This is a genomic window from Flavobacterium sp. AED, assembly GCF_000812945.1.
Lineage (GTDB): Bacteria > Bacteroidota > Bacteroidia > Flavobacteriales > Flavobacteriaceae > Flavobacterium.
In genome coordinates this window covers 120,486-133,188 of record NZ_JSYM01000001.1, presented here as the reverse complement: position 1 = coordinate 133,188, position 12,703 = coordinate 120,486, and the positions used below count along the sequence as shown (strand labels likewise).

9 protein-coding genes are annotated in these 12,703 nt (G+C 31.4%); all 9 read left to right on the top strand.

Features of this window, described 5'->3' with window-relative positions; translation table 11 throughout:
• The first annotated feature begins 38 nt into the window (after positions 1-38).
• Positions 39-767: a TIGR00730 family Rossman fold protein gene (locus OA85_RS00580; RefSeq protein ID WP_039107370.1), complete on the top strand. Its 729-nt coding sequence runs from the start codon at positions 39-41 to the stop codon at positions 765-767.
• Between the two features lie 191 nt (positions 768-958).
• Positions 959-3,706 (top strand): aminopeptidase N, encoded by a 2,748-nt coding sequence (locus tag OA85_RS00575; RefSeq protein ID WP_039109249.1) that lies wholly within the window; start codon positions 959-961, stop codon positions 3,704-3,706.
• Positions 3,707-3,892: 186 nt separating this feature from the next.
• On the top strand, positions 3,893-6,301 hold the full coding sequence (locus tag OA85_RS00570) for a thiamine pyrophosphate-dependent enzyme (protein ID WP_039107368.1): 2,409 nt from the start codon (positions 3,893-3,895) through the stop codon (positions 6,299-6,301).
• A gap of 143 nt (positions 6,302-6,444) precedes the next feature.
• Complete coding sequence (locus tag OA85_RS00565) at positions 6,445-6,708, top strand: hypothetical protein (RefSeq protein WP_052257097.1); 264 nt, start codon at positions 6,445-6,447, stop codon at positions 6,706-6,708.
• Positions 6,709-6,808: 100 nt separating this feature from the next.
• Positions 6,809-7,486, top strand: coding sequence for a peptidoglycan DD-metalloendopeptidase family protein (locus OA85_RS00560; RefSeq protein WP_039107366.1), 678 nt, complete (start codon positions 6,809-6,811; stop codon positions 7,484-7,486).
• Positions 7,487-7,489: 3 nt separating this feature from the next.
• A complete protein-coding gene (locus tag OA85_RS00555) occupies positions 7,490-7,966 on the top strand; it encodes a hypothetical protein (protein ID WP_039107364.1) in 477 nt (158 codons plus the stop codon).
• Positions 7,967-7,989: 23 nt separating this feature from the next.
• On the top strand, positions 7,990-8,517 hold the full coding sequence (locus tag OA85_RS00550) for a hypothetical protein (RefSeq protein ID WP_039107362.1): 528 nt from the start codon (positions 7,990-7,992) through the stop codon (positions 8,515-8,517).
• 388 nt (positions 8,518-8,905) lie between these two features.
• Positions 8,906-9,469, top strand: a complete 564-nt coding sequence (locus OA85_RS00545) for an AraC family transcriptional regulator (RefSeq protein ID WP_039107360.1) — start codon at positions 8,906-8,908, stop codon at positions 9,467-9,469.
• Between the two features lies 1 nt (position 9,470).
• Positions 9,471-12,701 carry a PAS domain S-box protein gene (locus tag OA85_RS16925; protein ID WP_082014102.1) on the top strand — a complete coding sequence of 1,077 codons (3,231 nt, stop codon included), beginning with the start codon at positions 9,471-9,473 and terminating at the stop codon, positions 12,699-12,701.
• Positions 12,702-12,703: the final 2 nt, after the last annotated feature.

Below are 12,703 nucleotides of genomic sequence, written 5' to 3'. Positions count from 1 at the left end.
GGAAATAGCTTCAAAAAATAAGATTTAAAATATAGCATATGAGATTAGAAGATTTTGACAATGACGAGGATAAAGTAATCCAAGACAGACTGAAAAGAAAAACCTGGAATGAAATAAGAACCAATGACAGTTGGGCGATTTTTAAAATCATGGCCGAATTTGTTAACGGATATGAAAGCATGGGACGCATTGGTCCCTGTGTGACTATTTTTGGTTCAGCGAGAACAAAACCGGAAGATAAATATTATTTACTTGCTGAAAAAATTGCCTATAAAATAAGTAAAGCCGGTTATGGTGTTATTACTGGCGGTGGTCCAGGAATTATGGAAGCGGGAAATAAAGGCGCACATCTGGGCGGAGGAACCTCGGTGGGATTGAATATAGTATTGCCTTTTGAACAACATTATAATCCTTATATTGATGGGGATAAGAACTTGAATTTTGATTATTTCTTTGTTCGAAAAGTGATGTTTGTAAAATATTCCCAAGGTTTTGTGGTGATGCCGGGAGGTTTTGGAACTATGGATGAATTATTTGAAGCGATGACTTTAATTCAGACGAAAAAGATTGCAAAATTTCCAATAATATTAGTTGGTACCAGCTTTTGGGCGGGATTGATTGATTGGATAAAAACGGTTTTAATAGAAAAAGAACATACGGTAAGTGCCGAAGATATGAATTTATTTAAAATTGTAGATACCGAAGATGAAGTGGTTGATGTCTTGGATAAATTCTATAAAAAATACGATTTAACTCCTAATTTTTAATTGAAAAGCTGTCTAAACAACAGCTTTTTTTATGTTAATTTGTTAGTTTTCTTACTGTTTTTATCTAAAAAAAAGTATATTTATTTTTTATTAAATTCTAAAGAAAACAGTTGAAATTAATCTTTAAAATCACGGTCTATCTTCTTGTTTTATTGGCATCAGTAAAACAATACGCGCAACACCATTCTAAAATGATTGTTGAGTTGAATGCCGAGAACAAAACATTGAATATTCAGCAAGAAATCACTTTTTTCAATCAATCGAATGACACATTAACTTCAATTGTGTTGAATGATTGGAATAATGCGTATTCTGATAAAAACACTCCTTTGGCGAAACGTTTTTCGGATGAATTTTACAGAGGTTTTCATTTGGCTAAAATAGAAGAACGTGGAAGCACTAACAATTTAACCATTATTGATACCAATCTATTATTTGCTTCATGGGAAAGGACAGAGAAAAATCCAGATTATATTGAAGTTAAACTAAGACAAAAACTACTTCCAAATCAAAAAACTACTTTACATCTCACTTATATCACAAAAATACCAAGTGATAAATTCACTAAATACGGGTTTAATGATAAAGGCGAAATGAACCTTAAAAACTGGTTTCTTACTCCTGCCCGGTATGAAAACCATGATTTCGTTCGAAACAGCAACAACAATTTAGATGATATTGCCAATGGGGTTTCTAGTTATGATATTACTTTGAAAATACCTGTAGGTTTAGAAGTTACTTCTGATTTAAATAGTAGTTTACTAAATAAGAACGAAAGTTTTTTAAACTATAAATTATCTGGAAACAACCGAACTGATTTTAGTCTTTTTGTAGAACCCAAAACAAGTTTCATCAGCTTCAAAAAGAATAACAATGAAGTACTGACTAATTTGAAAGAAAATAAAATAAGTGATATTCAAAAAGCAGTTATTGTTGATCGTGTTATGGATTATGTAAATACGCTTGTTGGAAAATATCCACATGAAAAAATAATAGTTTCCCAAACTGATTATGAGAGAAATCCTTTTTATGGATTGAACCAATTGCCTTCTTTTTTAAGTCCATTCACAGATGAATTTATATTTGAGATTAAATTTTTGAAAACCTATTTGAATTCCTATTTAAAGAATAGTTTGCGTTTAGATCCAAGGAAAGATAACTGGATTTATGATGGAATCCAGGTTTATACCATGATGAAATATATTGATGAAAATCATCCAGACACGAAGATGTTTGGAAGTGTTTCTAAACTTCGATTATTAAAAAGCTACAACTTGACCAACTTAAGTTTTAATGAGCAATACAGCTATTTTTATATGCTTATGGCTCGAAAAAATTTAGATCAGCCACTTGGAAATCCAAAAAATAGTTTGATAAAATTCAACGAACAAATTGCCAGTAAATACCGTGCCGGATTGAGTTTTAGATATCTGGACGATTATCTAGAGCATGATGAAGTAAACAATAGCATTCGTCAATTCTACGTTGAAAACAAGGAAAAACAAGTTTCGAGAACTGATTTTGAAAGGATACTAAAATCCAATGCTGATAAAGATATTAACTGGTTTTTTAAAACCATAATTGGTTCTCGTGAAATCATAGATTATAAATTTACTGATGTCTCAAAAACGAAAGACAGTATTACTTTTTCAGTAAAAAACAAAACCAATGTTTCAGTTCCTGTTCCAGTTTATGGTGTAAAAAAAGGAGAAATTGTTTTTAAAAAATGGCTTGATGCCAATGAAACGGACAGCACTTTTACCATTGAAAGAAAAAATGCCGATAAAATCGTTTTAAATTACAGTAATGAAGTTCCAGAATACAATTTAAGAAACAATTGGAAATCATTGAAAGGTTTTTATCCAACCAATCGACCTATAAAATTTAATTTTATGAAGGATTTAGAAGATCCGTATTACAATCAGATTTTATATGTACCCACACTAACGTATAACTTATATGATGGTTTTTCACCGGGATTGCGATTACATAACAAAACTATTTTAGACAAACCTTTTATATTCGATATCAATCCGGCTTATTCCTCAAAAACAAATAATTTGACAGGTTCAGCGGCATTGGTCGTAAATCAAAATTACAGAAACAGTACACTTTACAACGTAAGATATTCGGTTTCGGGTTCTTATTTTCATTATGCTCCGGATGCAGCTTACCTGAAGATAAATCCATCGGTGCAATTACGAATCAGAGAAGAGAACTTTAGGGATAATAGAAAACAGTTAATACTATTTCGCCAAGTATTAGTAAACAGAGAGAAAAGTGCTTTAGTGATTGACAATTCAACGGAGAATTACTCCGTTTTTGACGCAAAATACATCAACACAAGAACCGAAGTAACCAATCATTTTAACTTTACCTCTGATTTACAGATATCAAGTAAATTTGGAAAAGTAGCCACTGAATTTGAATATCGAAAATTATTTGAAAACAATTTTCAAATTAATTTACGCCTCTATGCCGGTAGTTTTCTATACAATAGAACCGCTTCAGACTTTTTTAGTTTTGCATTAGACAGACCTACTGATTATCTCTTTGATTACAATTATTATGGTCGATCTGAAAATAGTGGTTTTTTCAGCCAACAATTTATATTGGCTGAAGGTGGTTTTAAATCAAAATTAGACACTCCTTTTGCTAATCAATGGATTACTACTTTGAACGGAAGTTTCAATATTTGGAATTGGATGGAAGTATATGGCGACATTGGTCTTATTAAAAACAGAAACCAAAATGAGAAATTCGTATACGATAGTGGAATTCGTCTGAATCTGGTAACGGACTATTTCGAATTGTATTTTCCAATTTATTCCAACAATGGATGGGAAATTGGGCAAAATAATTACAACGAAAAAATACGATTTGTGGTTACATTCTCTCCAAAAACATTAATCAATCTTTTTAATCGAAAATGGTTCTAATTAAAGATAAAAATCACTATTTATTACATTATTCATCAAAAAATAGCTTTTTAGATACATATAATTAAAAAATACACATACTAATTAGAAATTGACTACTAATAATTAAATTATATTTTTTTTAATGAATTATGAAAATAGCTAGTTTTTAATTAAATTTGCAGCACAAAGTTATACTTTTCAATTATGATAAAAGAAAAAAATAATACTACCCTGACATTTGAAGATTTCAAAACTGAAGTATTAAGTGACTACAAAATAGCTACTATAAGCAGAGAATGCAGCCTGCTAGGACGTAAAGAAGTATTGACTGGAAAGGCTAAATTTGGAATATTTGGGGATGGTAAAGAAGTACCACAATTAGCTATGGCAAAAGCATTCAAGAATGGAGATTTCCGTTCCGGATACTATCGCGACCAAACTTTTATGATGGCAATAGGTGAATTAACCATGCAACAGTTTTTTGCCGGTTTATATGGCCATACTGATATTGAACAAGAACCGATGTCTGCAGGAAGACAAATGGGAGGCCATTTTACAACACATAGTTTGAATGAAGACGGATCATGGAAAGATTTAACTAAACAAAAAAATTCAAGCGCAGATATTTCTCCTACTGCAGCGCAAATGCCTAGATTACTAGGATTAGCGCAAGCATCAAAAATATACCGGCAAGTTTCAGGAATTACCAATGCAGCAAATTTTTCTGTTGAGGGTAATGAAATAGCTTGGGGAACAATAGGAAATGCAAGTACATCAGAAGGGTTATTTTTTGAGACTATAAATGCAGCTGGTGTTTTACAAGTACCTATGGTTATGAGTGTTTGGGATGATGAATATGGCATTTCAGTACATGCAAGACATCAAACCACTAAAGAAAGTATTTCTGAAATATTAAAAGGATACCAACGAGAGAATAATACCAACGGTTTTGAAATATTAAAAGTAAAAGGTTGGGATTATGCTGAATTAATTGCTACTTATGAAAAAGCGGCAAATATAGCTCGTGAAAAACACATTCCAGTATTAATTCATGTAAACGAATTAACGCAACCACAAGGACATTCCAGTTCAGGATCTCATGAGAGATATAAAGACGCGAATCGATTAGCATGGGAAAAAGACTTTGATTGTCTTCGTCAAATGAAACTCTGGATGATTGCCATCAATGTTGCTTCTCCAGAAGAAATTGAAGCAATTGATTCACAAGCTAAAAAAGACGTTTTTGAAGCTAAAAAAGCAGCTTGGAATGCTTTCATTGAACCTATAATTGAAGAACAAAAAGAGCTAGTTTCCTTATTACAAAAAATAGCAGAAACAAGTAAAAACAAAGAAAGAATACTAAAACTGATTACGGATTTAAACAGTATAAAATCACCTTTGAAAAAAGAGATTCTTGTAACTGCCCGAAAAGTATTGCGTTTAGCAATGAACGAAAAAGGTAAAGAGGAATTGTCACTTTGGATCACCTCGTACACCAATAGAACCCAACAAAAATTCAGTAGCAACTTATTTTCTGAAACAGATTTAAATGTCTTCTCAGCAGAAAAAGTTTTACCTGAATATTCTGAAAATGCAAAAGAAGATACGGACGGTCGCATGATTTTGCGTGATAACTTTGATGCTATTTTTACAAAATATCCTGAAACACTAATTTTTGGTGAAGATGCTGGAAATATTGGTGATGTAAATCAAGGTTTAGAAGGAATGCAGGAAAAATACGGAGAACTTCGTGTAGCCGATGTCGGGATTCGTGAAGCAACCATAATTGGTCAAGGGATAGGAATGGCTTTAAGAGGCTTACGCCCTATTGCCGAGATTCAATATTTAGATTATTTGTTGTACGCTATCCAAATCATGAGTGATGATTTAGCAACATTAAGATACCGTACGGTAGGCAAACAAAAAGCCCCTTTAATTATACGAACACGCGGTCATCGATTAGAAGGAATCTGGCATTCTGGCTCTCCTATGGGAATGATAATAAATGCCATAAGAGGAATTCACGTTTTGGTTCCAAGAAATATGACACAAGCAGCCAGTTTTTATAACAGTTTATTGGAATGTGATGAACCTGCTTTAGTGATTGAATGTTTGAATGGTTACCGATTAAAAGAAAAAATGCCTTTGAATTACGGCGAATTCAAAACACCAATTGGCGTTGTGGAAACATTGAAAGAAGGTACTGACATTACATTAGTTTCTTATGGATCTACTTTAAGATTAGTGCAGCAAGCTGCCAAAGAGCTTCTTGAAGTTGGCATAGATTGCGAGGTAATCGATTTACAATCATTATTACCATTTGATATTAATCAAGATGTGGTAAAAAGTATTGCCAAAACGAATCGTCTCTTAGTAATTGACGAAGATGTTCCTGGAGGTGCTTCGGCATATATTTTACAACAAATTATAGAACAACAAGATGCCTATACTTATTTAGACAGCAAACCTCAGACTTTGACTGCAAAAGCGCACAGACCTGCTTACGGAACGGACGGAGATTATTTTTCTAAACCTTCTGCAGAAGATATATTCGAAAAAGTATATGGAATGATGAATGAGGTAAATCCTTCGAAATTTCCAAGTTTGTATTAAAACATAATTATTTATAAATTGAAATCCCAACTTAATTCAGGTTGGGATTTTTTTTGAATCTTAATTAATCGTTTGTTTATAAAAAATTAAAATACTAAATTGGTAATCAATTCATTAGTCAGTAACCATAATAAAAAAATAAGATGAAAAAGATAACACTAATTTTAGGAGTACTTTCGATTATGACGATTGTTTCCTGCAAGAAAAAAGACGACAATCCTATTGCACCACAAGTGGAAACATCTAGCGCATCTACTCCATCCACTCCTACAGTTTCAGGAGAAGCGAAAGATAGTACTTCTATAAAAGTAAGTACTGATGGTGTAAATGTCAGTACTAAAGATGGAGCAACTAAAACAAGTGTTAATGTTTCGGGTGGTGAAGCAAAAATTGAGATCAAAAAATAATACTCGATTATTCTCTTAATTAAAAGTTATAATGCCAACATAAATTATTTATGTTGGCATTTTTTATTTTAAATTTAAACTTTATTAAAAATAATAGAAAATGAACACTTTGGAAACTCTTTTAAAAAGCATACAAAATGTTAAAGTGATAGATGATTCTATTGATTATAAAAATTATATCGCTTTAGATTTATCAACTTTTAATCCTGAATTATTAAAATTGGATATTGGCAATGCTATTGATTTCGAAAGATACATCGAAAATTATTTAACAACAAGCGAAGCAAAAGTCGCATTTGGAGGTTATAATGAAGAACGTAATTTATACAAACGAAGTGCTGTTTTTAATGATACTAAATCCGAAGAGCGAAATATTCATATTGGATTAGATTTATGGATAAAAGCTGGAACTCCTGTATTAGCAGCTGTTGATGGAACTATTCATAGTTTTAATTATAATGCAGGTTTGGGAGATTATGGCCCAACCATTATTTTAGAACACAAAATAAAAAATGAAACTTTTTATACTTTGTACGGCCATCTTTCATTAGAAAGTATTACAAAAATTGAAATTGGAGATATTGTTAAAAAAGGACAACAAATAGCAACTTTGGGGAATTCACCAATTAATGGAGATTATGCACCTCACTTACATTTTCAGATTATAAAAAATATCGGAGTTAATTTTGGTGATTATCCTGGAGTTTGCAGCAAAAATAATCTGGATTATTATTTAGAAAATTGTCCTAATCCTAACTTATTATTAAAAATTACATAAATTATGAAAAAGATAATTCTCTTTCTAGGCATTGTTTTATTAGTAGGTTGTAAATCTAAAACCGTTGTTACTGCTCCTAAACCTGAGGAAGTAAAATTAGTCAAACTAACATTTTCTGAAGTGAGTGAATCTCAAAAAGATAAAGCGTATGAATTAGGAAAAAGGGTTTTAATGACCTGTAATACTTCTAAGTTTAAACCTTTTAACGAAAGTGAAGCAACCCCTTCGGTAATTAAAAATACAACCGAAGAACGCTTGACAAAAACATGTACTAGATTTCGTCAATATTATGGTACTTTTAAAGACCTTCAGCTAGTTGAAATCTATAAGAACAATAGTGATCAAACTAGTATTTTTCGTTATAAAGCATTGTATACAAAGAAAGTTGCCAACAAAGAACTTCGGGTTTCAATGAATCAAGAAAACAAGGTTTCGTCTATTAAATCACTCGATTGGGTGGACACTTTTCAATATAAATAATTTCAATTAACAGCCCTGAATTCATGAATCAAAAAGTCCTGCTTATTTTATTAATTATGGTTACGTTTTCTGCAACAAGTCAGGAATTATTGAGTTTTAAAGGTAGATCTTATCACGCTACGAATTCTTTGGATTTTATTTGTGAAAACTATGCCTTAACAGGAATTGCAGCTATACAGATTGCAAAAACAGAAAATGGTGGTATCCTAAAATTAGCCGTTGCAACTACAAACCCCACATTTAATATTTCAGGGGTAGTCTATGTTTATTTAACTGATAATACCATCATAATATGTTCTGATAAAGGGATTAGGGAAAATATAGAAAATAAAATTGTATCGTATTACACCTTTTCTCCTTTAGAAATGAATAAAATGAAAATTACTGATATTCAATCGATTCGTTTTAACATCAAAGGAAATGCCAGTAAATTTAGCAGTCAAATAGGTAATTTTACTGCTGTTAATCGAAAAACATACTTTTCGACAGCTTCGGATAAAACCAAAAAAAATTACGATACAGCTACACAAATAACAACTTTGTATCAATAACAGAAAATAACCGACTAAAGTATTTTGTCTTTAAACGATTCATTACTTTGATGAATCTGTGGGTTGTAATCTATTTAAAATTATCACAGATAATTAGATCATAAACCCCACATTATTTTATTAAAACTCGAATGATGCCTCTTTGTCGGCGTTTATTCGTAAATTTAAAAAAATTAAAATACTTAATGGGTTCATTTTATTCAAAAACAGAGCCCTTTTTAATTACTCATTTTCCTACCGAAGGCTACATTATTAAAAATAAATTGAAATTAATAATGTGTGAATTATGCAACTTTTTTTTAAAGTTATGTAAGTGTTTTTAATACTGTTTATCCGATTTTTACATAATCTGTTAAAAAAAAATAATTTGAAACTATATATCAAATACATGGTTAGTAATCGCTGCAAAATGGCGGTAAAAGAGGAATTGAAAAAACTGGGACTACACTTCATTGTTGTTGATTTAGGTGAAGTTGAAATCATGGAAACTATTTCTATGGATCAACGTGAAAAACTTAAATCAGCCCTTTTGAATTCTGGGCTCGAATTAATGGATGATAAGAAAGCCATGCTCATTGAAAAAATAAAAAATGTGATTATTGAAATGGTACACCATTCTACTGAAAACATAAAAGTGAACTTTTCTGATTATCTGAGTGAAAAACTAAATCATGATTATACGTACTTGTCTAACTTGTTTTCGGAAGTACAAGGAACTACAATTGAGCAATTTATAATTTCTCACAAAACGGAACGAATAAAGGAACTAATTATTTATGGTGAATTAAACATTACTGAAATTGCTTGGAAAATGAACTACAGCAGTGTAGCGCATCTTTCTAGCCAGTTTAAAAAAGTCACTGGTTTATCCCCTTCGCATTTCAAACAGTTGAAGGATAAAAGAAGAAATCCAATTGAAGACATTGGAAATTCTAATGATATAAATAATTAAAATGGGCACAACAAACAAACACGAGTCTCAATATACCAGGAGTTTAATTGAAGCTAGTTTAGATCCGTTTGTTACAATTAGTGTTGATGGAAAGATTACTGATGTAAACGAAGCATCAATAAAAATTACAGGAATTTCTCGGGAAAATTTAATTGGAACTGATTTTTCAAATTATTTTACCGAACAAGAAAAAGCAAAACAAGGATATCAACAGGTTTTTGAGAAAAGTTTTGTTGCTGATTATCCACTAACGATAAAACATAAAAACGGAAAATTAACGGATGTGTTATACAATGCTTCCGTTTATAAAGATGATAAAGGGAATGTTCTTGGCGTTTTTGCGGCTGCTAGAGATGTAACAGCCCAAAAATTACTTTCAAAATATTCTTTAAGCTTAATCGAAGCAAGTCTTGATCCATTAGTTACCATAAATACTGAAGGCAAGATTACTGATATGAATGAAGCATTAGTGAATATTACCGGTATGACACGTAAAGAACTCACTAAATCAGATTTCTTTGATTATTTTACTGAGAAACAAAAAGCCCGAGAAGTCTATCAGGAAGTGTTTGAGAAAGGATCTGTGACTGACTCTCCACTTACCCTTAGACATAAAGAAGGAAAATTGACCGATGTTTTATTTAATGGATCTGTTTATAAAGACGACAGCGGAAATGTACTTGGCGTTGTTGTTGTAGCAAGAGATATAGCAGAGCAAAAATGGGCATTAGATTTAAGAATTGCTAATCAAGAACTGGCGCATCAAAACGATGAAAAAGAAAAAAGAGCCAATGAGTTAATTATTGCAAACAATGAGTTAGCCTTTCAAAATGATGAAAAAGAAAAAAGAGCTGCTGAATTAGTAATTGCAAATGAAGAACTGGCTTTTCAAAACAATGAAAAAGAAAAAAGAGCTGCTGAATTAGTAATCGCAAATGAAGAACTTGCTTTACAATATAAAGTAAAAGAAAAACGAGCAGCTGAATTAATAATAGCGAATAAAGAGCTTCTTTTTCAAAATGAAGAGAAAGAAAAAAGAGCTGCTGAATTAGTTATAGCCAATAAAGAGCTTCTGTTTCAAAACGATGAGAAAGAAAAACGGGCAAACGAATTAATCATAGCTAACGAAGAACTTCTATTTCAAAATAATGAAAAAGTAAAGCGCGAAATTTTAAATAAAGAGCTTGAAGAATTAAGCTATACTGCAAAATTAGCGTCGCAATATTCTCTTAGTTTGATTGAAGCAAGTCTTGATCCATTGGTTACGATAAACACCAAAGGAAAAATTACTGATATGAATGAAGCATTGGTAAACATTACAGGTATGACAAGAGAAGAACTTACCGATTCTGATTTCTTTGATTATTTTACCGAACAACAAAAAGCTAGAGAAGTATATCAGGAAGTATTTGAAAAAGGTTCTGTTGCTGATTCTCCTCTTACACTTTGTCACAAAGACGGTAAATTAACGGATGTATTGTTTAACGGCTCAGTTTACAAAGATGATAAAGGAAATGTACTTGGTGTTGTAATTGTTGCCAGAGATGTAACGGATCAGAAAAGAATTGCTAATGAGCTTATTGAGGCCAGAGTTTTTGCTGAGTTAGCAACAGAAATTGCAGAAGAAGCCAAGAGAAATGCCGAAAGTGCCACCATCATTGCGGAAAATGCAGTAAAGGCAAAACAGCAATTTTTGTCAAATATGAGCCATGAAATTCGTACGCCGATGAATGCTATTATCGGATTTACAAAAGTGGTTTTAAAAACAGATTTGACAGCTAAACAAAAAGAATATTTAGATGCTATTAAAATGAGTGGCGATGCATTAATCGTTCTCATCAATGACATACTTGATTTAGCAAAAGTAGATGCGGGTAAGATGACTTTTGAGAAAACGCCTTTCAAAATGAAAGACTCAATATTGTCTATGCTTCATTTATTTGAAACAAAAATTCAAGAAAAAAATTTAAAATTGGTAAAAGAATATGATAGTCGAATTCCTAAAGTCTTAGTTGGAGACCCAATTCGTTTGCATCAAATTATTTTAAACTTAGTCAGTAATGCCGTAAAATTTACGACAAAGGGAAAAATTACTGTTAGCGTTAATTTATTACATGAAGATGATGATAAAGTAATTATTGAATTTGCTGTAAGTGATACAGGGATTGGCATACCCAAAGAGAAAATAGGAAAAATATTTGAAAATTTTCAACAAGCCTCAAGTGGAACCTCCAGATTGTATGGAGGAACAGGATTAGGTCTTGCCATAGTAAAACAATTAGTAGAATCTCAAGGAGGTAGTATTCGTGTAAAAAGTATCGTTAATGAAGGTTCAATATTTAGCTTTGCTTTAAGCTTTCAAAAAACAAATGCTGATGCCGAATTAGAAACTGAGCTAATGGAATTAGATACTGAAATAAAAAATATAAAAGTATTAGTTGTTGAAGACATAGCACTCAATCAATTACTAATGAAAACGTTATTGGATGATTTTGGATTTGGCTTAGATATTGCCGAAAATGGTAAAATAGCTATTGAAAAACTTAAAGGAAAAGATTATGACATCATTCTGATGGATTTACAAATGCCGGAAATGAATGGATTTGAAGCTACAGAGTACATTCGTAAGATAATGAATTCGAAAATTCCTATTATTGCTTTAACTGCTGATGTAACGACTGTTGATTTAGATAAATGCAAAGCCGTTGGAATGAATGATTATCTGGCAAAACCCGTTGATGAAAAGTTGTTGTATAGTAAAATAGTTAGTATATTAAAGAAACCTAAACTAAAAAAACTAACTTCAAAACTTAATGAGAATTTAAAGGAAAATTTGCAAGACAATTTGCAAGAAAGGGATAGTATAAAGAAAAAAATAAGATGTATTGATTTAGTTTATTTAAATCAGCGAACTAAATCTGATCCCAAATTAATGATAGAAATGATATCGCTGTACTTAATACAAACACCACCATTAATTGATAGTATTAAACAAAGTTTGACAGACAAAAATTGGTCATTATTAGGAGCTTCAATACATAAAATAATTCCCTCGTTTTCAATAATGGGAATTAGCCCTGCTTTTGAAAACATAGCAAAAAAAATTCAGGAATTTGCAAGCACACAAGAAAAAGCAGAAGGAATATATGACTTAGTAATTCAACTCGAAGAAATTTGTTTGCAGGCCTGTAGTGAATTAGAAGAAGAACTTAACGTAATTAAAAATAAATAATA